Source organism: Gordonia sp. LUNF6, from assembly GCF_047041125.1.
GTDB classification, from domain to species: domain Bacteria; phylum Actinomycetota; class Actinomycetes; order Mycobacteriales; family Mycobacteriaceae; genus Gordonia; species Gordonia sihwensis.
In genome coordinates this window covers 493,013-516,012 of sequence record NZ_CP178181.1, presented here as the reverse complement: position 1 = coordinate 516,012, position 23,000 = coordinate 493,013, and the positions used below count along the sequence as shown (strand labels likewise).

Genomic DNA, 23,000 nt, shown 5'->3' with positions numbered 1-23,000 from the left:
CACCGAATGGCCACCAAGACTGACAAGACGTCGAGCCTCGACGACGTGGTCGCCGAACTGCGCGACGGCATGACGATCGGCATCGGCGGCTGGGGCTCCCGGCGCAAGCCGATGGCGCTGGTCCGCGCCATCGCCCGCTCGGATGTGAAGGATCTGACCGTGGTGACCTACGGCGGCGCCGACCTCGGGCTGCTGTGCGCGGCGGGCAAGGTGAAGCGCGCGTACTACGGCTTCGTCTCCCTCGACGCCGCACCGTTCTACGATCCCTGGTTCGCCAAGGCGCGTCTGTCCGGCGCCATCGAGGCCCGCGAGATGGACGAGGGCATGGTCAAGTGCGGCCTGGAGGCCGCCGCCGCACGCCTGCCCTTCCTGCCCATCCGCGCCGGACTCGGCTCCGCCGTCCCCGATTTCTGGGAAGGCGAGCTCAAAACCGTCGAATCCCCGTATCCGGATGCCGACGGACGCACCCAGACTCTCATCGCGATGCCCGCGCTCGAGCTCGACGCGGCATTCGTCCACCTCGACATCGCCGATCCTCACGGGAACGCCGCCTACACCGGAGTCGATCCGTACTTCGACGATCTGTACCTGGCCGCGGCGCGGCGCCGCTATCTGGAAGCCGACCAGGTGGTCCCCACCGAGGAACTGGTGGACTCCGTCGCCCGCGAACGTCTTCTGATCAACCGGATGAACGTCGACCGCGTGGTCCACACCCCGAACGGCGCACACTTCACCTTCGCGGGCGGATACGGCCGCGACAACGCGTTCCTGAAGCACTACGCGACCTCTGCGGCAGACGACGAGAGCTGGTCGGCGTTCAAGACCCGCTTCCTCGACGTCGACGAGGCCGGATACCAGACCGAGGTCGCCAAGTGGCAGGCCGAGCAGGAGGAAGCCAAGTGAGCAGTCCCGAGACCACCGCTGTCATCACCCGCGCCGAGTACTGCGTCGCGGCGTGTGCCGACATCTTCACCGGCGCGGGCGAGATCATGGCGTCGCCGATGGCCACCACTCCGCTGATCGGCGCCCGGCTGGCGCGACTGACCACCGAACCCGATCTGCTCATCACCGACGGCGAAGCGCTCATCCTGGCCGACACACCCGCGGTGGGCCAGTCGGGTCCGGTGGAAGGGTGGATGCCCTTCCGCAAGGTGTTCGACGTGGTCGCCTCCGGCCGGCGGCACGTGGTGATGGGCGCCAACCAGATCGACCGCTACGGAAACCAGAACCTCTCGGCGTTCGGTCCGCTGCAGCAGCCGACTCGCCAGATGTTCGGCGTGCGCGGCGCTCCCGGCAACACCATCAACCACCCGACCAGCTACTGGGTCGGGAACCATACGGCTCGGGTGTTCCCGGAGCGGGTCGACATCGTCTCCGGCGTCGGCTTCGACAAGGTGGACGAGCGCAATCCCGCCTTCGACGATCTGAACATCCACCGAGTGGTCACCAACCTCGGCGTTTTCGACTTCCGCGGACCCGGCCACACCATGCGGGCCCTGTCGCTGCATCCGGGCGTGACGCCGGAGGCGGTCGCCGACGCCACCGGCTTCCCGGTGGCCGACCTCGAATCGGCCCCGGCCACCGCGGACCCGACCGACGAACAGTTGCGGATCATCCGCGAGGTCCTCGACCCCAGGAATCTCCGCGACCGCGAGGTCCGGTCGTGACCGCGCCTCACAACGGACCGGCGCCCGCGGCTCCGCTGTCGACTCGCTTCACCGAACTGGTCGGCATCGACTATCCGATCGTGCAGACCGGCATGGGCTGGGTCTCCGGACCGTCACTGACGGCCGCCACCGCCGAAGCCGGCGGACTGGGCATCCTCGCATCGGCGACGATGACCTACGACGAACTCGAGTTCGCGATCAAGAAGACCAAGTCGCTGACCGACAAGCCCTTCGGGGTCAACCTGCGCGCGGACGCGACCGATGCGGCCGAGCGCGTGGATCTGATGATCCGCGAAGGCGTGAAGGTCGCCTCGTTCGCGCTGGCTCCGAAGAAGGAGCTGATCGCGAAGCTGAAGGACAACGGCCTGGTGGTGGTGCCGTCGATCGGCGCCGCCAAGCACGCGGTGAAGGTCGCGTCATGGGGCGCCGACGCCGTCATCGTGCAGGGCGGCGAGGGCGGCGGCCACACCGGCGGCGTGGCGACCACGCTGCTGCTGCCGTCGGTGATCGACGCCCTCGGCGGCGGCGACGGGCCGACGTCGATGCCGGTGATCGCCGCCGGCGGCTTCTTCGACGGTCGCGGTCTGGTGGCCGCACTCGCCTACGGCGCCGAAGGCATAGCGATGGGCACCCGGTTCCTCCTGACCAGTGACTCCGCCGTCCCGGACAGCGTCAAGCGCGAATACCTCAAACGCGGACTGAACGACACGGTGGTGTCGCTCAAGGTGGACGGCATGCCGCACCGCGTGCTGCGGACCGAGCTCGTCAACGCCCTCGAAAGCGGTTCCCGCGCGAAGGCGCTGCTGGCCGCGGCGCGCAACGCCAACGAGTTCAAGCAGCTCACCGGTATGAAGTGGACCACCATGCTGCGCGACGGTGCGTCGATGAAGAAGTCGGGCGAGCGGACCTGGCAGCAGATCATCATGGCAGGCAACACCCCGATGCTGCTCAAGGCCGGATTGGTCGACGGCAACACCGACGCCGGCGTGCTCGCGTCCGGCCAGGTGGTCGGCATGATCGACGATCTGCCGTCCTGCGCGGAACTGATCACCTCGATCATGACGCAAGCGCACGCGCGCCTGGCCGCGCTTCCCCGCTGAGCGTCTCCCACGCTCCGCAGACAACGAATCGGCCCCGGCACTCTCTCGAGTGTCGGGGCCGTTTCGGCGGACCGGAACTACTTCTCGGTCGGCGCAGCCTTCTTGGCGGGCGCGGCCTTCTTGGCCGGGGTGGCCTTCTTGGCCGGAGCCGGCTTGCGCGCGGCAGCGGTGCTCACCTTCTTGGCGGCGGCATCGGCGTCGGCCTTGGCCTTGGTGCCGGCCTTCTCGATGTCCGCCGCGGTCTCCTGCAGCTTCTCGGAGACCTCGTCGGCGGCGACAGCCGCATCCTCGACGCGGTCGGCGGCGCGGCCGGCGAGTGCGGCAGCGCGCTCGCCCACGGCACGGGTCTGGGTCGAGACGGCGCCCAGGGCGTCCTCGGTCAGGTCGACGGCGTCGTTGTAGACCTTCTCGACGCGAGCCAGGTTCTCCTCGACGTACGGGGTCTGGCGAAGACGCTCCACGGCGCTCTCGCCGCGCTCGGCGAGCGAGTTGTACAGGCCGGTGGTGGCCTCGATGTAGGGCTCGGCGACCTTGCGCAGTTCGTCAGCGGTCAGCTTGGCGCGCAGTTCCTCGATCGACGGGAACTCGGTCGGCAGATCGGTGATCCGGCTACGGGTCTCGTCCAGGCGGCTCTGGGTGCGCTCGCGCGAGGCCTGGGCGCGGTTCTTCAGCTCGGCGAGGGCGTCCTTGACTTCCTGGACGGCGACGTCGCCGGCGCCGACGACGGCGTAGACCGGGGTGGGCAGAGTACGTTCGGCGGTGCTCATGGCAACTCCTTGCTTGCTTTAACTTGCACCACCAGTGTGCGTCAATGTGCTAGCAAATGCTAGCGCTAGGAGCGTGTGAGTGGTCGATGTCACTGCTACTGAAAGTACTTCCGCCTGCAATAAACGTCGTGTTCACCGTGGTTTCTTGCGCAACTACCACCCGTCCGCTCCAGCGCAACCCTTTAGTTCGCTGCTAGCAGAATCTACGCCTTAGGCGCTTTGTCAGCGTCCATCCGACGCCGCAACCTGCGTGCTGCAGCAACCATGTTGCGGAGTGCCGGTTCCAGTTGCCAGTAGTGCCGCGTCTTCAATCCGCCGTCCGGGTTGGCCCAGAGCCGATCGATCGGAATCGCCGACGCGGCCCGGGTGAGACGGTCGTCGATCGTGTCGATGTCCGGGATCACCGCGCTGCGGCTCTCGTAAACCCCCGGCCCCACCCCGCGCTCGATGGCGGTGCCGTGCTCGGTCAGTTCGCTCAGCACCCAGTCGATGGACCGCGTCGCCACGATCGACGTGACGTCGGCGTCCATCGCGTTGAACGCCTCGACAACTTCGGCGATCGAGGAGTAGCCGAGGTGCGTGTGGATCTGCGTCTCGGGTTTCGCGCCGCCGACCGCCAGTTTGAACGCCGCGACCGCCCAGTCGAGATAGCCTTCGCGGCTCCGTTCGCGCAGAGGCAGCAACTCCCGGATCGACGGCTCGTCGACCTGGATGATCTTGATTCCCTCCCGCTCCAGATCCGCCACCTCGTCGCGGACGGCCAGCGCCAGTTGCTCGGCGGTCTCGTACAGCGGCTGGTCCTGCCGGACGAACGACCGTGCGAGCATCGTGACCGGGCCGGTGAGAATGCCCTTGACGGGCTTGTCGGTCAGCGACTGCGCGTAGGTGATCCATTCGATCGTCATCGGACCCCGCCGCTTCACATCGCCGTAGAGGATCGGCGGCCGGACGTATCGCGAGCCGTATACCTGGACCCAGCCCATGTGGGTGAAGGCGTAGCCCTCCATCAGTTCGGCGAAGTACTGGATCATGTCGTTGCGCTCGGGTTCACCGTGGACGAGGACGTCGAGCCCGATGTCCTCCTGCAACTCGATGACCCGCCGGATCTCCTCGCGGAGCCGCTCGGCGTACTCGTCCCAGGTGAGCCGACCCTGCCCGTAGTAGTACCGGGCGCGTCGGATGTCCGCGGTCTGCGGAAACGACCCCAGCGTGCACGTCGGCACCGGCGGCAGCCCGAGGACTGCGGCCTGGGCCCTCCGGCGTTCGGCGTACGGAGCTCGTTCGCGCTGGTCCGGTCGGATATTGGCGACTCGTTGACGGACCTCGTGCTTGAGCTTGAAGTGGACGGTCGCCGGACGCGTGTACCAGTGTTCGGGCGCCCCCTCGGAGATCGCCTTCGCCAGCGCGATCACCTCGGCGACCTTCTGCTTGGCGAACGAGAGCCGGTCGGCCACATCGCCGGGAAGGTCGGGTTCGATGAGCTTGTCGACCGGGACGTGCATCAGGGTGCACGACGTCGACACGACGAGATCGGGGATCACCTTCTTGATCTGGAGCAGGTAGTCGAGCTTCCCGCCCTTGGCCGCCTTCCAGACGTTGCGGCCGTCGATCACCCCCGCGTACAGCCGCTTGCGGCGGAGCCCGGCGATCTCCATCAGCATGCTCGGCGTCATGGGCGCGGACACGAGATCGAGACCGATCGCCTCGATCTTGGACGCCGCGAGAATCGGGAGCGCCGGGCCCAGATCGCCGTACTCGCCGGTGACGAGGATCCGCGGACGCAGCCCCGCGCCGCCGAGTCGGTCGTAGGCGCGGGCGAGCGCCGCGAGATCGGCGTCGGTGCGGTCGGAGGTGAAAGCGGGCTCGTCGAGCTGAACACACTTGGTGTTCTGCTTGGCCAGCTTCTCGAACAACTCGATGTACACCTCGAGCAGGTCGTCGAGCCGGTCGAGCGGACGGAACCCTTCCGGTGCGTCGGCCGCAGGCTTGCTCATCAGCAGCAGGCTGACCGGCCCCAGCATGATCGGTCGCAGTTCGATGCCCGCTTCCGCGGCGCGCGCATGCTCGTCGAGCAGGTTCTCGCTGAGCCAACTCGCTCGGCCGAGCGAGAACTCGGTGTCCGGGCCGACCTCCGGCTGCCGGTAGTAGTAGTTGGTGTCGAAGTACTTGATCAGCTCCAACGGCGGGAAGTCGGGCTTGCCGCGAGCCATCGCGAAGTAGAAGTCGATCGGATCGAGCTCGGCGTGCAGCGGCTCGAAGCGACGCGGCACCATCCCGAACGTCAGCGCGTTGTCGAGAACGTGGTCGTAGAACGAGAAGGTGTTGCCCGGAACCTGCTCGAGACCGGTGGCGGCGAGCTCACGCCACGTCGACTCGGCGAGCTCACGGCCGGCGGCGAGGAGCTTCCCGCGATCGCCGGAGCCGTGCCAGTAGTCCTCGAGCGCGAATTTCAGTTCGCGGCGCGCACCGATTCTCGGGTACCCGAGAATCGATGACCCGTACTCGATGCCGTCAGCGCGTGTCATGGCGCACGCCTACTTGGCCGCGCCGTCGCCGTACTGATAGAAACCGCGACCGGACTTCTTACCCAGACGCCCTGCCTCGACCATGCGCAGCAGCAGCGGCGGCGGCGAGTACAGCGGTTCCTTGAACTCCTCGTACATGCTGTCGGCGATCGCCTTGACGGTGTCGAGCCCGACGAGGTCCGTGAGCTTGAGCGGACCCATCGGATGTGCGCAGCCGAGCACCATCGCCTTGTCGATGTCCTCCACCGTGGCGAATCCGCTCTCCACCATGCGCACCGCCGACAGCAGGTACGGCACCAGCAGCGCGTTGACCACGAAGCCGGAACGGTCGGACGAGCGGACCACCTGCTTGCCGAGCACGTCGTGCGCGAAGGCCTCGGCGCGCTCGCTGACCTCGGTGGAGGTCATCAGCGTGGTCACCAGTTCCACGAGGGGCAGCACCGGGACCGGATTGAAGAAGTGCATGCCGATGACCCGGCTCGCGTTCTCGGTCGCCATGCCGAGCTTCATGATCGGGATCGACGAGGTATTGGAGGCCAGTACCGCGTTGGGGTCGGTCACCACCTTGTCGAGTTCCCGGAAGATCTGTGTCTTGACCTCCTCGTCCTCGATGATCGCCTCGACCACCAGCTGGCGGTCGGCGAAGTCTCCGAGGTCGGAGGTGAACCGCAGGCGCCACGAGGCCTGCTCGCGCTCGCGCTCGGTGAGTTTGCCGCTGCTGACGCCGCGGTCGAGGGAGCGGAGGATACGGGAGCGGCCGGCCGCGGCGAGTTCGCGCGTCGACTCGTAGACGAGGACGTCGGCGTTCGCGCGGGCACACACTTCGGCGATACCTGCACCCATCTGACCTGCGCCGATGATACCGACGCGTGAAATCTTCTCACCTGCCATTGTGAAGGCTCCTGAAGTGTTGTCTGACGTGTCGCGCCGCGCGAACGGCGGAGTACTACCTGTTTAGCAATGATCCCGGGGCAGTTGGGGTTCAATACCCCACTGCCCCGGGATCATCACGAGATCGTCAACCTTTCAAGCGAAGGTCGCGTCGGTTCCTAGTGGAACTGTCCCTCTTCGGTCGAGCCCTTCAGAGCCGCGGTCGAGGTGTTCGGGTCGACGGTGGTGGCGATCTTGTCGAAGTAGCCGGCACCGACCTCACGCTGGTGCTTGGTGGCGGTGTAACCGCGCTCCTCGGCAGCGAACTCGCGCTCCTGCAGGTCGACGTACGCCTTCATCTGCTCGCGAGCGTAGCCGTAGGCCAGATCGAACATCGAGTAGTTGAGGGCGTGGAAGCCGGCCAGCGTGATGAACTGGAACTTGAAGCCCATCGCGCCCAGCTCGTTCTGGAACTTGGCGATGGTGTCGTCGTCCAGGTGCTGCTTCCAGTTGAAGGAAGGCGAGCAGTTGTAGGCCAGGAGCTGGTCCGGGTACTCGGCCTTGACGGCCTCGGCGAACTGCTTCGCGAGGGCCAGGTCGGGCTTGCCGGTCTCCATCCAGATCAGGTCGGCGTACGGAGCGTAGGCCTTGGCGCGAGCGATGCAGGGCTCGATGCCGTTCTTGACGTTGTAGAAGCCCTCGGAGGTGCGCTCACCGGTGATGAACGGACGGTCGCGCTCGTCGACGTCCGAGGTGATCAGGGTGGCGGCCTCGGCGTCGGTGCGGGCGACGACGACGGTCGGGGTGTTGGCGACGTCGGCGGCCAGACGCGCCGAGGTCAGGGTGCGGATGTGCTGCTGGGTCGGGATCAGCACCTTGCCGCCGAGGTGGCCGCACTTCTTCTCCGAAGCCAGCTGATCCTCCCAGTGGGTGCCTGCGGCACCCGCGGCGATCATGGCCTTCTGCAGCTCGTAGACGTTGAGAGCGCCACCGAAGCCGGCCTCACCGTCGGCCACGATCGGCACGACCCAGTTGTCGACCGAGTCGTCGCCCTCGACGCGAGCGATCTCGTCGGCGCGCAGCATCGCATTGTTGATGCGGCGGACCACCGACGGCACCGAGTTGGCCGGGTACAGCGACTGGTCCGGGTAGGTGTGGCCCGAGAGGTTCGCGTCACCGGCGACCTGCCAGCCCGACAGGTAGATGGCCTTGAGGCCCGCGCGGACCTGCTGCACGGCCATGTTGCCGGTCAGTGCGCCGAGCGCGTTGATGTAGCTGTCGTCACCCTTGGTGACGCCTTCCCACAGGATCTCCGCGCCGCGGCGGGCGAGCGTGTGCTCCTCGACGACGTTGCCCTGGAGCTCAGCGACCTGCTCCGCGGTGTAATCGCGCTTGATGCCCTTCCAGCGGGGGTTGGTGTCCCAGTCCTGCTGGATCTCGGCGGCGGTACGCGGCTTTCCGACGTTGCTCATAGCCTTCGCTTTCGTTAGAACTGCTCGATCGCAGTGCTTTGAGGGTTTACGGCCCCATCCGATTCTTGCGAACCGGTTGACACCTTGAGGCGATGCCTGACATCAGGTTGCCATAGGGAAAACCTGCAGTTCAATCCCTACATGGATGCAAATAACGGGCATGTTACCGACGGGTTTTGCAAAGCTTGTAAATATTGATGTGTGAACCTCTCGGGCCGAATCTCAAAAAAGTACGCGCGTACTGGGAAAACTCGTCGCGGGACGCTCGGCCGCGCGACACCGACCGCGGCACTCGGCGGCGACGGGCACCGCGGCCGAAAGTGCGGCACTTCACAGACGGCGGCGGCGCGAAAGGACGGAAGATCAGCGTGCGGCACGCGTGACGGCGTCTCGAACGAGCCGCACGAACTCGTCGTCGGTCACCGGCGCCGCGACGAGCGCCGAACCCGGAACCACCGCCGCGCGCTCCTGCTCGCTGACGGCGCGTTCGTCGGTCGACAGACCCAGCTGCAGCGTGACGGTCTCGCCGCTGGGCCGCCGGACCAGGATGTTGCCCATCAGACCCGCGCGGGCGCGGACGGCGCCGCCGGGCAGCGTGGTCACCGAATCGCTGCGCACCAGGAACGACTGCTCCACGGCCGAGTCGCGGAGCGCGGGCAGTTCCACCGTCGTGGTCACGATGTGCGCCCCGGCCAGCGTGCCCTTGCTGGGAACCGCCGTCACGACCGCGCACGGGCCCGTCGTCGCACGACGGTCCGCATCGATGTCGCGGCGGACGCTAGAGAGCAGTTCACTGAAGACTCCGGTGTCCGAGCGCGCCACCAGCAGAGCCGAGTTGTCCTCGGTCAGTTGCGGATTGAACTCGGCATCAGCGGTGGGCGCGCACTCCGGCGGGGTGAAGGCCACCGTCTTCGACTGTTCCAGCGTGCTGCGATTCGACACGATCAGATCGTTGACCATCATCGGAACCGCGGTGAAGTCCGGCGGCAGCTGATCGCTGGTGAGCAGCAGGCTCGGCAACGTCGGCTCCTGCGCACTGCCGTCCCCGCATCCGGCGACGCCGATCAGACCAGCGCAGGCGGCCGCGAGTGCGGTGGTACGGGCGAGTGCGGAACGGGACAGAATGGAGCGAAGCACACCGGCACCGTACCCGGCGGAGAGCCGCGGGGAGGGAGGCACATCGCGTGAGCACTGAACACCCGGCCGGCCAGAAGATGTTCGTCGGCGGGCGGATCCGCGGGCTCCGCGCCGACCGCGGACTCTCGCAGCAGGCCCTGGCGGGCATGCTGGGCATCTCCGCGTCGTACCTGAACCAGATCGAGCACGACAACCGGCCGCTGACCGGCCCGGTCCTGGCGAAGATCACCGATCTGTTCGGACTCGACATCGACTTCTTCGACCCGCAGGACGACGTCCGGCTCGTCGCCGAACTGCGGGAGGCACTGCAGGACGAGGACCTCGACTTCGATCCCGCCGCCAGCGAGGCGGGTGAGGTGGCGTCGCTGGTCGGCAGCCACCGGGCGATCGCCGAAGCACTGGTCGGGATCTACCAGCGGTACCGCGTGGTCTCCGAGCAACTCGCGGCGGCGACGGCCGGTCGCGGCGACTCCGGCACGCGCGGAACCATCAGCGCCCCGCACGAGGAGGTCCGCAACTTCTTCTACCAACGTCGCAACTACGTGCACGAACTGGACGAGGCCGCCGAGGACCTGACCTCGCGGATGCGCATGCACTCGGCCGACATCCGCGCCGGCCTGGCCTCGCGCCTCGAGGACCGGCACGGCGTGCGGATCATCCGGCGCGTGGACCTGGGCGACGACGTGCTGCACCGGTTCGACCCCGAGCGGCGCCAGCTGGAATTCTCCGCGGCGCTCTCCGCCGGCCAGCGCACCTTCAAGATCGCCGCGGAACTGGCCTACCTCGAGCTCGGCGATCTGATCGACGAACTCGTGGCCGACGGCGGGTTCACCACAGACGACGCCTTGGCCCTCGGCCGACAGGGGCTGGCCAACTACTTCGCCGCCGCCGCGATGCTGCCCTACGGGCAGTTCCACGGTGCGGCCGAGGACTTCCGCTACGACATCGAACGGCTCTCGGCCTTCTACGCCGTCTCGTACGAGACCATCTGCCATCGGCTCTCGACGCTCCAGCGGCCGAGTCTGCGCGGAGTCCCGTGGACCTTCGTCCGCGTCGACCGCGCCGGGAACATGTCCAAGAGGCAGTCGGCCACCGGCTTCAACTTCTCCTCCAGCGGCGGCACCTGCCCGCTCTGGAACGTGTACGAGGCATTCGTCTCGCCGGGCAAGATCCTGACCCAGATCACCGAGATGCCGGACGGCCGCGAGTACTTCTGGGTGTCGCGCACCGTGGAGCGGCGCGCTGCGCGGTACGGGCAGCCCGGCAAGTCGTTCGCGATCGGCATGGGCTGCGAACTGCGCCACGCCGGACGCATCGTCTACTCCGACGGCACCGAGATCGGCACCGATGCGCGAACGACGCCGATCGGCGCCGGGTGCCGGGTCTGCGACCGTCTCAACTGCCCCCAGCGCGCCTTTCCACAACTCGGCGCCAATCTGGCGATCGACGAACACCGCAGCACGGTTTCTCCGTACATGCCGGGGTGAGCCGCGGCTGGACTACCTTGGGTCGACATGAACACACCTCGCGTCGCCCCCGGCACTCTGCTCGAACTCGGCCCGGTGAACTGGCTGGTGGTCCGCGCGATGGGCCTGGCCACCGGCACCGACGACCCGCACATCTTCGCCACGCTCGGCCGCAGCCGGGGCCTGTTCCGCGGTTGGTTGCACTACTCGTCGCGCATGATGCCGTTCGGCGAACTGTCGCGCAAAGAGACCGAGATGATCATCATCCGCGTCGCCCACCTGCGCTCCTGCGACTACGAGCTCGACCACCATCGACGTCTGGGGGCACGCGCGGGGATCACCGCTGAGGCGTTCGAGCAGATCCTCGAGGGACCCGACGCCGGCTGGGGAGACCGCGAGCGAACCCTGCTGTCGGCCGTGGACGAACTCGTCGCCGAGCGCGACCTGGGCGATCAGACCTGGCAGGCGCTGCGCCGGCACCTCGACGAGCGCCGCGCCGTCGCCTTCGTCCTGCTGGTGGAGCAGTACGACGGGCTCGCGACCACCATCACCGCGCTCCGCGTCCAGCGTGACGAGTTCCGGGGAAGCGGTCGCCGATGACCTCCGTGGCGCAACGACTCATGGGCAACCCGGCGTTCTCGCAGATCTACGAGCGCCTCTGGCGGCCGGTGTTCACCAGGGGCTTCAGCCTCGGCGGATCGCAGACTCTGGACTACGACCGCGCGCTGCGCGCCTACCTGGCCAGGCCCGGCGAACGGCTCGTCCTCGACGTCGCCTGCGGCCCCGGCAACTACAGCCGGGACGCCGCCTCGGGGCTCACGGGCGACGGCCGGTACGTCGGCCTCGACTTCTCCGCGAGCATGCTCGAACAGGCGCAGCGCGATCACCGCGACGACCGCATCGCCTACGTCCGCGGCGACGCCCACCGACTGCCGGTGCCGGACGCGTCGTTCGACACCGTGATGTGCCTCGCCGCGCTCTACCTGATCCCCGACCCGCTCCCTGTGCTCGACGAGATGGCCCGCGTGGTGAAGCCGGGCGGCGAACTGATCGTCTTCACCTCCGTGCGATCGTCGATCGCCGCAGTCCCCGGCGCCGATCTCGTCGCCGGGCTGTCGGGACTGCGGATCTTCGGGCGCCGGGAGTTGCTGGACCGGTTCGACGATCTCGGGATGACACACGTGGAGCAGACCATCACCGGCGTCGGCCAATACGTTCACGCGCGGCGACCTCGCGTCTGACCCCTAGGCAAGCGAACTAGCTTAGGCTAGCCTATTTAAAGGAAGTTATTCCGCTGAATAGGCAGGAGTGGTCATGTCCGATCCGCATACAGGAGAGCTCCCTCTGTCCGACCGCCGCGACGAGGATCTGCCCGGCCACTGGCTGCTCGCCAAGGTCGGCAAGCGCGTGCTGCGGCCCGGCGGCCGCGAGCTCACCGCCGCCTTGCTCGACGATGCCGCGCTCGCCGGCGCCGACGTGGTGGAACTGGCACCGGGCCTCGGCAAGACCGCGGTCGAGATCCTCGGCCGCCGGCCGCGGAGCTACCTCGGCGTGGAAGCCGATGAGCAGGCCGTCGCACTGACCGCGGCCGCGATCGGCGACCGCGGCCGAGTGGTTCACGCCGACGCCGACGACACCGGGCTCGATGCGGCGAGCGCCGACGTCGTGGTCGGCGAGGCGATGCTGACCATGCAGTCCGATCGAGGCAAATCCGCCATCATCGACGAGGCGTTCCGAGTGCTGCGTCCCGGAGGCCGATACGCCGTGCACGAGTTGTCGCTGCATCCCGACACCCTGCCGGACGACGCGAAGACCGAGATCCGCAAAGCGCTGGCACGCTCGATCAAGGTGAACGCCCGCCCGCTCACCGAGGCCGAGTGGCGCGAGGCTCTGGAGCGATCGGGGTTCGTCGTCGAGCGTGTGCGGTTCGCGCCGATGGCGCTCCTGGAACCCGCACGGATGATCGCCGACGAGGGTGTGGCCGGGACACTGAGGATCGCCTTCAACGTGGCCCGCAACCCGTCGGCGCGCAAGCGGATCCTGGGGATGCGCAAGGTGTTCGCGAAGTACCGTGACCAGATGGCCGCCATCGAAGTGATCGTGAGGAAACCCGATGTCGAGCAGTGAGACAGCGGGCAGAGAGACGGCGGCGGCGCCGTTCACCTATCTGACCGGACTGAACGCACCCAACACCGGGGACACCGGGTCGAAGCCGGCGGTGAAGCGGATCCACCGGAGCGATACCGAGACCGTCGTTCGGCTCTCCTTCCGCGCGGGACAGGAGATGCCCGACCACCTCGCCGCCCACCCGATCGTGGTGCTCGGCCAGTCGGGCGCCGTGGACTTCACGGTCGCGGGCGCCACCGTCCGGCTCGAACCCGGCACCGCGATCCGGGTCGACGCCCGGGTGACCCACTCGCTGCACGCGGTCACCGACGGTGCGGTAACACTGGTGATGATCCACGGAAGCTGACATCAGGAGGGGGTCGCCATGCCCGTGCGCCCTCGAGACCGAGCCCGCGCGCTCCTCGCCGACGCCCCGGACGGAATGGACGCGCATGAGGTGGCCGATGCGCTGGGCGTTCACGTCACGACCGCCCGGTTCCACCTGAACAACCTGGTCGACGAGGGTTCGGCCGTCACCGAGACCACCGAACCCCGCGGCGTCGGGCGGCCGCGCGTGGTCTACCGCATCGTGCCCGCCCCGTCCGCCGACGAACTCGTGCACCTGCTGCTGCGCCGCATCGGCGAGACCGAGGCCGAACGCGAACGGGTCGCCGCGGAGACCGGCCGACTCTGGGCACGCGGCCGGCGTGGCGCCGACATCGATGCGGTCGCTGTCCCCGACCCGGTGACGGTGGTCGAGGCGATGCTGACGCGGCTCGGCTTCCGGGTGACCGATGCGCTCAGCGCATTCGGCGAGCACCAGTTGTCGGTCTGCGGCTGCCCGCTGCAGAGCATCGCGTCACGTAACCCCGAGATCGCCCACGGCATCGTCCGCGGCGCGGTGGAGTTCGCACTCGAGCAGGCGTCGCCGGCACTGGGAGGCGCCTATGCCGTCGACGTCTCGCCCGATTCGGCCGGCGACTGCGAACTCGTGCTGCGGTTGTCCGGAGTTCACACTCCTGCAGTTCGCACCCCCTGAAGTTCGCACCCCTGCACGCTGACTCGGATGTCAGAACGAGCGGTAGTCGCGCACCGGCATCCGCGGTCCGCGACGGGCCGGCATCCCCGCACCCAGCTCGCACAACCGGATCACCCGATAGCGTTGGCCCGCATACGGTTCCAGCAACTCCAGCATCCCGTCGTCGTCGACCCGCTCGCCGATCAATGCGAGTCCGACGACCGACGGAGTGTGATAGTCGCCCACCGGGACCGCGTCCGGGTCACCGACCGCGCGTATCCGGGTGTGCGCGGCGGTCCACGGGCCGATGCCGCGAAGGGCGGTGAGGCGGTCCGCCTTCCGCTCCACGTCGACCGTCGCGGCGGCTCTGACGGTCCGAGCGCGCACCGGTTCGAGCCCGCTCCGGTGCCAGTCCGACTCGGTGATCTCCCGCCACCTCGGGCGCGGCGGCGGCACCCTCATGTCGGCCGGGACCGGACCGGGCGCGCGGTCGCCGTATCGGGTCAGCAGATAGCGCCAGGCCCGGTAGGCCTCGTCGCCCACCACCTTCTGTTCGAAGACCGCCGCCACCAGGGCCTCCCAGACGCGGTCGGTGCGCCCGATGCGGAGGTCGGGAACCCGTTCCGCCAGACGTGCGACCGCCCGATCGAGGGGGGTCAGCGCCGCGGGGTCGTCGTGCGCACCCAGCATCGCCGGCACGTTCTCGACGAGCCAGCCCGCGCCGGGCCCCCACGCCCGGGCGAGCACCGAACCGTCGGCGCGGCCCGCGACCGCGAGCGTGCCGGGACCGTCGGGCGTGTGGACCGCGCGCCACACGGATCCGTCGGTCGCCACCCGGTACGCCGGATCGGCCCGCCCCCGGCGGTGCAGTGAGAGCATCGCGCGCACCGGAACACGCCATCCGGGCGTCCACTCGCGCTGCAGCATGCCACCCATTGTGCGCGCGGACCGCAGACGCGAGGGCGCCGCACCGGGTGTCGGTGCGGCGCCCTCGCCGAGCGGATCTGAGCGGGTGTCGCTACAGGTTGATCATGTGACCGATCGCGCCGTGGAAGGTCTCCTGGAGAGCCTCGCTCATCGTCGGATGGGTGTGGACGTTGCGGGCCAGTTCACGAGCGGTGAGGTCCCACTTCTGCGCCAGCGTCAGTTCGGGCAGCATCTCGGAGACGTTGTCGCCGACCAGGTGGCCGCCGAGCAGTTCCTCGGTCTCGGCATCGGTGATGAGCTTCACGAAGCCGGCCGGGGCGGCCAGGCCCTGAGCCTTGCCGTTGGCGCTGAACGGGAACTTGGAGACGGTGATCCGGTAGCCCTCGGCCTCGGCCTGCTCCTCGGTGAGACCGAACGACGCGACCTGCGGCTGGCAGAACGTGGCGCGCGGCATCATCCGGTAGTCGCCCAGCGTCATCGTCTCGGCGCCGGCCATGGTCTCGGCGGCCACGACGCCCTGCGCCTCGGCCACGTGGGCCAGCTGCAGTTTGGCGGTCACGTCGCCGATCGCGTAGATGCCGGGAACGTTGGTGCGCATGTGGTCGTCGATCGCGATGGCGCCGCGGTCGGTGAGTGCGACACCGGTGTTCTCCAGGCCGTAGCCCTCCACCCGGGGAGCGAAGCCGACCGACATCAGGACCTTGTCGACGGTGATGCTTCCGTCGGCGCCCTTGGCGTCCTTGTACGTCACCGTGACGTTGTCGCCGTTGTCGTCGACGCTCTGCACACCGGTGCCGGTGAGAATCTTGACGCCGAGCTTCTTGTAGGCCTTCGCGATCTCCTTCGAGACGTCGGCGTCCTCGTTCGGCAGCACGCGCGGCATGAACTCGATGATGGTGACGTCGACGCCGTAGTTGGCGAGTACGTACCCGAACTCCATGCCGATGGCGCCGGCACCCACGATGACGATCGAGCCGGGCAGATCGCGGGTGAGGATCTGCGTCTCGTAGGTCACCACGTTGTCGCTCAGCGCGACGCCCGGGAGCAGCTTGACGGTGGAACCGGTGTCGATGATGACGTTGTCGAAGGTGATCTCCCGATCTCCGACGACGATCGTCTCAGCGTCGCGGAAGACGCCGTATCCGTCGATCTCGGTGATGCCGTTCTTCTTCATCAAGAAGTGAACGCCCTTCACGATGCCGTCGGACACCTTGCGGCTGCGGTCGAAGGCGGCTCCGAAGTCGAAGCTCACCTCACCGCTGATACCGAAGGTCTTGGCCTCGTGATTGAAGACGTGTGCGAGTTCGGCGTTGCGCAGCAACGCCTTCGAGGGGATGCACCCGACGTTGAGACAGACACCTCCCCACCACTTCTCTTCGATGACGGCGGTCTTCATGCCCAGCTGGGCGGACCGGATCGCGGCCACGTACCCACCGGGACCGGCTCCCAGGACAACTGTTTGAAAATGTTCAGCCACGCAGTTCAGCGTACTTCTCCCCTGTGTGCCACGCAGGTGTCCGGTCACGCTCAGTCACGCATCACAATTCAATCAGTGATTGAAACGCTGATTGAAATGTGATCTGCTCAACAGATGCCCGTCGACCCGACTGCCGCCACCACACGCTCGCGCCTGTTGGACGCGGCCGAACGACTCCTCACCGCCGTGCCCTACGACGACCTGTCGGTGCGCGCGGTGTGCGGCGAGGCCGGCGCCAACCCCGCGGCCGTGCACTACCACTTCGGATCGAAGGAGTCGCTGGTCGCCGCGCTGCTCCAAGACCGCCTCGAACCGGAATGGTCCGACCAGCTCGACACACTCCGAGCGGGTCCGCGCACCGTCACCGACATCGTCGAGGCGATTCTCGACCCGCTCATCGCGTTGCAGGCCGCCCCCGAGACCGCACCCCTGGTCCGCACCCTCGCCCAATTCGTGCTCACTCATCCGCGAGCGCCGTGGGACAGCCGGTGGTTCCAGCTCGACGTGTGGACCGAACTGCTCACCGCCACCGTGCCCGGCCTGGACCCCGACGTCGCACGACGCCGCTGGCGCTTCGCGTTCGGCCTGATGATGACCGAGTTCGCCGCACCCCGGGAGATCTCCCCCGACAACGTCGCAGCCCTGTCCGACTTCCTCATCGCCGGCCTCGCCGGCCTACCGAAAGGCATTCGATGACCACCAGCCCGAATCCGAAAGATCCCGCACCGAGAGCCGGGAACGACCCGCTGAGCCCAGCTGTGCTCGGACCGCTCACGCTCCGGAACCGGATCATCAAGTGCGCGACCTTCGAGGCCATGACGCCCGACGCACTGGTGACCGACGAGCTCATCGAGTTCCACCGCGAGGTGGCCGCGGGCGGCGCGGCGATGTCGACGGTCGCCTACTGCGCGATCGCGCCCGAAGGCCGCACCGACCGCCATCAGATCTGGATGCGGCCCGAGGCGGTCCCGGGCCTGCAGCGGCTCACCTCGGCGATCCACGCCGAAGGCGCTCTGGCCGCAGCTCAACTCGGGCACGCCGGGCCGGTCGCGAACGCCGTGTCCAACAGGCTTCCGGCGCTCGGTCCGGGCCGGATCCCCGCGCCGATGGGCATGTCGCTGACCGCGAAGGTCGCGCGCGACGACATCCCCGGACTGGTGCGCAAGTTCGCCACCGCCGCGCGGCTGGCCGTCGACAGCGGGTTCGACGGCTTGGAGATCCACTGCGGCCACAACTACCTGCTCAGCGCATTCATGTCACCGCTGCTGAACCACCGGCGCGACGAATACGGCGGCTCGGCCGTGAATCGCGCCCGGTTCGCCCGCGAAGTCCTCGAAGCGGTGCGCAACGAGGTCGGCGACGAGGCCGCTGTCTGGGCCAAGCTCAACATGTTCGACGGCCTCGGCAAACCCGCCCGCGGACGCGGTGGCAGACCTTGGAGCTGCACCAATCTCGACGATGCGATCAAATACGCCGAACTGTTCGAGAGCGACGGGTTCATCGACGCCATCGAGCCCACCGCGGGGAGTTCGCTGCTGAATCCGATGTACCTGTTCCACGGCGAGCCGCCGCTGGAATCGTTCGCCGAGGCGATGGCCGGACCGGTCAAGACCGGTATGAAGCTCGGCGGCCGTCTGTTCCTGAAGCACTATCCGTACACCGACACCTACCTGCTTCCGCTCGCCCGCGAACTCCGCAGGGCGGTGTCCCTGCCGCTGATCCTGCTCGGCGGCGTGACCGATCACGCATCGATGCGGACGGCGATGGACGAGGGCTTCGACTTCGTCGCGATGGGCCGCGCGCTGCTGCGCGAGCCGGATCTGCCGCACCTCATCGAGGCGGACCCGTCCACCCGCAGCAAGTGCGTGCATTGCAACCTCTGCATGCCGACCATCTACTCCCACACCCGCTGCCCGATCCGGACCGGAGAGGTCCCCGATCCGCTGACCGCCGCAGGCTGATTCCGGCCGTCGCGCGGACCGCGGGACCACCCGCCCCGCGGTCCGCGCGGTTTCCACTGGTCCGCGAAACGTGATAGGCAGGATTAGTCCGTTCGGGTCACTGACCCGAGAGTCGATGGGCCCTACCGGCCGGGGGAAGTGGTAGTCAGATCCGCGGCGCTCCACGTCGCCGCCGTCGAATGAATCCAGTTCGCCCGACCCGAGAAACGACTATCGACAATTCGGAGGTCAGATGACTGACTCGACCGTCTCCACCGACGCCACCTCCACGGCGACGCTCCGGAAGGCGATCGCGGCGTCCGCGATCGGCAACGCCACCGAGTGGTACGACTACGGCGTCTACGCCGCGACCACCACCTACCTCACCCAGGCGTTCTTCCCCGGCCACCTCGGCACCATCGGCACCATGCTCGGCTTCGCCGTCTCCTTCGTGCTCCGGCCGCTCGGCGGCTTCGTCTGGGGACCGATCGGCGACCGCCTCGGCCGCAAACACGTCCTGGCGCTGACGATCCTGCTGATCTCGCTGGCCACCGCGCTGATCGGCGTACTGCCGACCCACGCGTCGATCGGTATCTGGGCTCCGATCCTGCTGATCGCACTGCGAGTGGTGCAGGGCTTCTCGACCGGCGGCGAGTACGGCGGCGCGGCCACGTTCATGGCCGAGTACGCGCCGGCCGACAAGCGCGGACGGTACGGCAGCTTCCTCGAGTTCGGCACCATGGCCGGCTTCGCCTCGGGAACCGCCATCGTCCTGCTGATGAACCTCGGCCTGAGCGAGTCGCAGATGCAGGAATGGGGCTGGCGCATCCCGTTCCTGATCGCTCTCCCCCTGGGTCTGGCCGGCCTCTACCTGCGGTCGCAGCTCGACGATCCGCCGCTGTACACCGATGTGGAGAAGAAGGTCGCCGATCCGGGCGGAATCACCGGTCAGCTGCGTCAGACGCTGGTGCACTACTGGAAGCCGATCCTCATCATGTTCGGCATGGTGGTCGCGCTCAACATCGCGAACTACACCCTGCTGGCCTACCAGCCGCAGTACCTCAAGGGCACCATCGGCCTGAGCGAGGACACCGCCTCGGTGGTGGTCCTGATCGGCCAGGTGGTGATGATGCTGCTCATCCCGGTGTTCGGCATGTGGTCCGACAGCACCGGCCGCAAACCGATGTGGCGGGTCTCCCTCGTGGGTCTGTTCGTCTTCGCGCTGCCGATGTACTGGCTGATGGGCCAGGGTTTCGGATGGGCGATCGTCGGATTCGTCGTGCTCGGCGTCCTCTACATCCCGCAGCTGGCGACCATTTCGGCGACCTTCCCCGCGATGTTCCCCACTCACGTGCGCTATGCGGGCTTCGCGATCTCGTACAACCTGTCCACCGCCGCCTTCGGCGGTACGGCACCCCTGGTCAACGACGCCGTCGTCGACCAGACCGGCTGGAACCTTTTCCCGGCCGTGTACATGATGGCCGCGTGCGTGGTGGGCGGTATCGCCCTCAGCTTCCTGCGCGAGACCGCCGGTTGCTCGATCGCCGGAACCAAGACTCCGGGTGCCGAGCCGGTCGAGGACGCTGTCGAGACCTCGCGGGTGGGCGCGTAGCCCGCCACCGGAAGGCCGCCGCGCCGGCGCCGGTACGTTGGACACCGTGACCGACGACGATCCGTACCTGTGGCTCGAAGACGTGACCGGCGACGACGCCCTGCGGTGGGTGCGTGAGCACAACGCTCCCACCGTCGCCGAGCTGACCGGCTCGGAGCGCTTCGCCGAACTCGAAGCCGGCGCCCTCGAAGTGCTCGACAACGACGAACGCATTCCGTACGTGCGCCGGCGCGGCGGCTTCCTCTACAACTTCTGGCGCGATTCGGCGCACCCGAAAGGTCTCTGGCGGCGTACCACTCTCGACAGCTACCGCTCCGCCGAACCCGAATGGGACGTCCTGATCGACGTCGACGCCCTCGCCGCGGCGGAGGGTGAGAACTGGGTGTGGTCGGGCGCCACCATGAACCGGCCCGAGTACGACCGCGCGCTGATCTCGCTGTCTCGAGGCGGCGCCGACGCGGCAGTGGTGCGGGAGTTCGACGTACTCGCGCGGGACTGGGTGGACGACGGCTTCGTCCTGCCGGAGGCCAAGTCGTCCGTCAGCTGGATCGACCGCGACACGGTGTACGTCGGCACCGACTTCGTCGAGACGCCGGACGGGCTGCCCGCGCTGACCTCCTCCGGTTATCCGAGGACCGTCCGGCGCTGGTCGCGTGGCACCGACGTGGCGGACGCCCCGACGGTCTTCGCGGGCGAGGTGTCCGACGTCGCCGTCGGCGCAGCCTGCGACCGGACGCCCGGCCATGTGCGGCACTTCGTCTCCCGGTCGGTGGACTTCTTCAACGAGATCGCCTACGAACTGCGCGGCGACGAACTCCTCCGCATCGACGTGCCGACCGACTCGCACTTCGACGTCCGGCACGACTGGCTGACCGTCCTGACGCGGTCGCCGTGGACGGTCGACGGCCAGGAGCATCCGGCCGGAGCGCTGCTGCTCTTCGATTACCCCTCGTACCTGTCGGGCGACCGCACCCACCGCGTGCTGTTCACTCCCGACGCGCACACCAGCCTGCAGGACCTCGCGTACACCCGCTCGCACCTGGTGATGGTGACGCTGCACGACGTGGCCACCCGCGTCGAGCTTCTCCGCTTGGGCACCTGGGAGTCCGAGCCGCTGAACGGGCTGCCCGAACTCGCGACGATCGGCGTGCTCGACACCGACCCCGATCACAGTGACGAGATCTGGTTGTCGGCCAGCACCTTCGTCCAGGCCCCGAGCCTGCTCCAGGGTTCCACGTCCGAGGGGGTGTCGGTCATCAAATCGTCCCCCGAGTTCTACGACGCGTCCGCCGTGTCGGCGCAACAGTTCTTCGCCACGTCCGACGACGGCACGGCCATCCCCTATTTCGTCGTCAAACGCGACGACGTGGCGTCCGGTCCCACCCTGCTCTACGGATACGGCGGCTTCGAGAACTCGATGACGCCCAGCTATCTCGGTATCGCCGGGCGGAGCTGGATCAGCCGGGGCGGCATCTACGTGATCGCGAACATCCGCGGGGGCGGCGAGTACGGCCCGGCCTGGCACACGCAGGCGCAGAAGGCCGGCCGACACCTGGTGTACGAGGACTTCGCGGCGGTGGCCCGCGACCTCGTGGGGCGCGGACTGACCACCCCGGCCCGGTTGGCCGCGCAGGGTGGCTCCAACGGCGGTCTGCTGATGGGGGTCATGGCCACCACCTATCCGGACCTGTTCGGCGCGCTGGTGTGCCAGGTCCCCCTGCTCGACATGCGCCGGTACCACCTGTTGCTCGCCGGAGCGTCGTGGATGGCCGAGTACGGCGATCCGGACGATCCGGACGAGTGGGAGTTCATCTCGAGGTACTCGCCGTATCAGCGGCTGAGTGCCGACGCCGCCATGCCCGAGATGCTCGTGACCACCTCGACTCGGGACGACCGCGTGCACCCCGGCCACGCCCGGAAGTTCGCGGCGCGGATGGAGGAACAGGGTCACCCGGTCCGGTACTACGAGAACATCGAGGGAGGGCACGGCGGCGCGGCCGACAACCGCCAGGCGGCGTTCAAATCGGCGCTGGCCTACGAGTTCCTGTGGCGCACAGTCGGAGCCGCGGCTCCGGAGCGCTGACGGAGCCGGCGCACCGTCGCCTCGACGTCCAGCATCGGCCGTCCCCGGGCCATCGGATACCACGCGAAACCGATGAGCAGCGCGCTCGCGTGACCGATCGCCGTGAAGGTCACGGGAGCCACCGCCAGCGGTGCGCAGAAGGCGACCGTCGCCCCGGCGACGTACACCCACCGCCGCGGCCGCGGAAACCGGTAGGCCAGGATGCCGATCACCGATGCCATGAAGTAGCTGACCCCGACGTCGATGGCGTAAGTGAGCGACGGATTGGCGTCGCCGCGCGCGATCTCGGCGCCGACGAGCCCCTGGCTGACCAGGGTCGCGAGAATGTGTCCGCTCAGGCCGACGACGACGAACCGCCGACTGCCGAGCCAGCGTTCCGCGGGCACCAGGAAGACGGTGAATCCGACGACGTACGGAATCCAGTACGCGCCGTCGAGCCAGAACAGGCTGCCGAAGATCGCACGGACCGGATCGTGCAGCAGGTTGTCGATGTTCGTCGACCGTTTGCCCAGGATCCGGTCCAGCCGCTGCGGCGACACCCGGTGCGCCACGATGGTGGTGGCCAGCAGGATCACCAGCCACGCGTAGGTGACCGGCGCGCTCCGAATCCATCGCGCGACGGCGCCGAGGCCGCGGCGCCACCTGCTCCGAACGCTGGTCACCGTCTCACGGTAGGCCCGCCGACCACCGCGCGCCAGATCTGCCCGCGAACCGCGCGTGTTAGATTTGCGCCGTCCAGCACGCGATGCCAGACGAGGAAATCCGGTGCGATTCCGGTGCGGTCCCGCCACTGTGGTCTGCCCGGCAGGAGACGATCCCCGCGGGCGGCAGCC

The 23,000-nt window shown here is 68.1% G+C and carries 21 protein-coding genes and 1 riboswitch; of the genes, 13 read left to right on the top strand and 8 right to left on the bottom strand.

Going from position 1 to position 23,000, the window contains the following annotated elements; genetic code table 11:
* The first annotated feature begins 6 nt into the window (after window positions 1–6).
* The 3 genes from ACK8HH_RS02355 to ACK8HH_RS02345 are packed head-to-tail and all read left to right on the top strand — an operon-like array spanning window position 7 to window position 2,767.
* Entirely contained in the window at window positions 7–903 is an 897-nt protein-coding gene (locus ACK8HH_RS02355) for a CoA transferase subunit A (RefSeq protein WP_006894198.1), read from the top strand.
* The gene (locus ACK8HH_RS02350) at window positions 900–1,667 is read left to right on the top strand and encodes a CoA-transferase subunit beta (RefSeq protein ID WP_006894197.1); all 768 of its coding nucleotides are present in this window, start codon (window positions 900–902) and stop codon (window positions 1,665–1,667) included. Before ACK8HH_RS02355 ends, ACK8HH_RS02350 begins: the two co-directional genes overlap by 4 nt.
* Window positions 1,664–2,767: an NAD(P)H-dependent flavin oxidoreductase gene (locus tag ACK8HH_RS02345; protein WP_412475507.1), complete on the top strand. Its 1,104-nt coding sequence runs from the start codon at window positions 1,664–1,666 to the stop codon at window positions 2,765–2,767. Before ACK8HH_RS02350 ends, ACK8HH_RS02345 begins: the two co-directional genes overlap by 4 nt.
* A 77-nt stretch (window positions 2,768–2,844) precedes the next feature.
* Here ACK8HH_RS02345 and ACK8HH_RS02340 read toward each other — a convergent pair whose 3' ends face one another.
* From ACK8HH_RS02340 to ACK8HH_RS02320, 5 genes are all read right to left on the bottom strand, one after another.
* The gene (locus ACK8HH_RS02340) at window positions 2,845–3,534 is read right to left on the bottom strand and encodes a hypothetical protein (RefSeq protein ID WP_006894195.1); all 690 of its coding nucleotides are present in this window, start codon (window positions 3,532–3,534) and stop codon (window positions 2,845–2,847) included.
* A gap of 203 nt (window positions 3,535–3,737) precedes the next feature.
* On the bottom strand, window positions 3,738–6,059 hold the full coding sequence (gene metE / locus ACK8HH_RS02335) for a 5-methyltetrahydropteroyltriglutamate--homocysteine S-methyltransferase (protein WP_412475506.1): 2,322 nt from the start codon (window positions 6,057–6,059) through the stop codon (window positions 3,738–3,740).
* Between the two features lie 9 nt (window positions 6,060–6,068).
* Window positions 6,069–6,950, bottom strand: a complete 882-nt coding sequence (locus ACK8HH_RS02330) for a 3-hydroxybutyryl-CoA dehydrogenase (protein ID WP_006894193.1) — start codon at window positions 6,948–6,950, stop codon at window positions 6,069–6,071.
* Window positions 6,951–7,108: 158 nt separating this feature from the next.
* Window positions 7,109–8,401 (bottom strand): isocitrate lyase, encoded by a 1,293-nt coding sequence (aceA, locus tag ACK8HH_RS02325; RefSeq protein ID WP_006894192.1) that lies wholly within the window; start codon window positions 8,399–8,401, stop codon window positions 7,109–7,111.
* A 363-nt stretch (window positions 8,402–8,764) separates the two neighbouring features.
* Window positions 8,765–9,538 (bottom strand): hypothetical protein, encoded by a 774-nt coding sequence (locus ACK8HH_RS02320; protein WP_052692381.1) that lies wholly within the window; start codon window positions 9,536–9,538, stop codon window positions 8,765–8,767.
* A 77-nt stretch (window positions 9,539–9,615) separates the two neighbouring features.
* Between ACK8HH_RS02320 and ramB the strand changes: the two genes are divergently transcribed.
* From ramB to ACK8HH_RS02290, 6 genes are all read left to right on the top strand, one after another.
* Window positions 9,616–11,025 (top strand): acetate metabolism transcriptional regulator RamB, encoded by a 1,410-nt coding sequence (gene ramB / locus ACK8HH_RS02315; RefSeq protein ID WP_062366224.1) that lies wholly within the window; start codon window positions 9,616–9,618, stop codon window positions 11,023–11,025.
* Window positions 11,026–11,052: 27 nt separating this feature from the next.
* A complete protein-coding gene (locus ACK8HH_RS02310) occupies window positions 11,053–11,604 on the top strand; it encodes a carboxymuconolactone decarboxylase family protein (protein WP_006894189.1) in 552 nt (183 codons plus the stop codon).
* Window positions 11,601–12,245: a class I SAM-dependent methyltransferase gene (locus ACK8HH_RS02305; protein ID WP_006894188.1), complete on the top strand. Its 645-nt coding sequence runs from the start codon at window positions 11,601–11,603 to the stop codon at window positions 12,243–12,245. The genes ACK8HH_RS02310 and ACK8HH_RS02305 overlap by 4 nt, the downstream gene beginning before the upstream one ends.
* A gap of 73 nt (window positions 12,246–12,318) precedes the next feature.
* Complete coding sequence (locus ACK8HH_RS02300) at window positions 12,319–13,131, top strand: class I SAM-dependent methyltransferase (RefSeq protein ID WP_006894187.1); 813 nt, start codon at window positions 12,319–12,321, stop codon at window positions 13,129–13,131.
* Window positions 13,118–13,477 carry a cupin domain-containing protein gene (locus ACK8HH_RS02295; protein WP_006894186.1) on the top strand — a complete coding sequence of 120 codons (360 nt, stop codon included), beginning with the start codon at window positions 13,118–13,120 and terminating at the stop codon, window positions 13,475–13,477. The genes ACK8HH_RS02300 and ACK8HH_RS02295 overlap by 14 nt, the downstream gene beginning before the upstream one ends.
* 18 nt (window positions 13,478–13,495) lie before the next feature.
* Entirely contained in the window at window positions 13,496–14,149 is a 654-nt protein-coding gene (locus ACK8HH_RS02290) for a hypothetical protein (RefSeq protein ID WP_045537540.1), read from the top strand.
* 30 nt (window positions 14,150–14,179) lie between these two features.
* Here the strand turns inward: ACK8HH_RS02290 and ACK8HH_RS02285 are convergent, their stop codons facing one another.
* Both ACK8HH_RS02285 and lpdA read right to left on the bottom strand, forming a co-directional pair.
* Window positions 14,180–15,055 (bottom strand): DNA-3-methyladenine glycosylase family protein, encoded by an 876-nt coding sequence (locus ACK8HH_RS02285; RefSeq protein ID WP_006894184.1) that lies wholly within the window; start codon window positions 15,053–15,055, stop codon window positions 14,180–14,182.
* Between the two features lie 91 nt (window positions 15,056–15,146).
* Window positions 15,147–16,532 (bottom strand): dihydrolipoyl dehydrogenase, encoded by a 1,386-nt coding sequence (lpdA, locus tag ACK8HH_RS02280; protein WP_006894183.1) that lies wholly within the window; start codon window positions 16,530–16,532, stop codon window positions 15,147–15,149.
* A 114-nt stretch (window positions 16,533–16,646) separates the two neighbouring features.
* Between lpdA and ACK8HH_RS02275 the strand changes: the two genes are divergently transcribed.
* The 4 genes from ACK8HH_RS02275 to ACK8HH_RS02260 all read left to right on the top strand — a co-directional run bounded on the left by ACK8HH_RS02275 (window position 16,647) and on the right by ACK8HH_RS02260 (window position 22,167).
* On the top strand, window positions 16,647–17,228 hold the full coding sequence (locus tag ACK8HH_RS02275) for a TetR/AcrR family transcriptional regulator (protein ID WP_412475505.1): 582 nt from the start codon (window positions 16,647–16,649) through the stop codon (window positions 17,226–17,228).
* On the top strand, window positions 17,225–18,493 hold the full coding sequence (locus ACK8HH_RS02270) for an NADH:flavin oxidoreductase (RefSeq protein ID WP_006894179.1): 1,269 nt from the start codon (window positions 17,225–17,227) through the stop codon (window positions 18,491–18,493). Before ACK8HH_RS02275 ends, ACK8HH_RS02270 begins: the two co-directional genes overlap by 4 nt.
* A gap of 232 nt (window positions 18,494–18,725) precedes the next feature.
* Window positions 18,726–20,084, top strand: a complete 1,359-nt coding sequence (locus tag ACK8HH_RS02265; RefSeq protein WP_006894178.1) for an MFS transporter — start codon at window positions 18,726–18,728, stop codon at window positions 20,082–20,084.
* Between the two features lie 37 nt (window positions 20,085–20,121).
* Window positions 20,122–22,167, top strand: coding sequence for a prolyl oligopeptidase family serine peptidase (locus ACK8HH_RS02260; protein WP_006894177.1), 2,046 nt, complete (start codon window positions 20,122–20,124; stop codon window positions 22,165–22,167).
* Here ACK8HH_RS02260 and ACK8HH_RS02255 read toward each other — a convergent pair.
* Window positions 22,119–22,829 (bottom strand): rhomboid-like protein, encoded by a 711-nt coding sequence (locus ACK8HH_RS02255; protein WP_006894176.1) that lies wholly within the window; start codon window positions 22,827–22,829, stop codon window positions 22,119–22,121. The two genes, ACK8HH_RS02260 and ACK8HH_RS02255, sit on opposite strands and share 49 nt — an antisense overlap.
* A gap of 94 nt (window positions 22,830–22,923) precedes the next feature.
* Window positions 22,924–22,980, top strand: a riboswitch (cobalamin riboswitch).
* The last annotated feature ends 20 nt before the right edge of the window (window positions 22,981–23,000 follow it).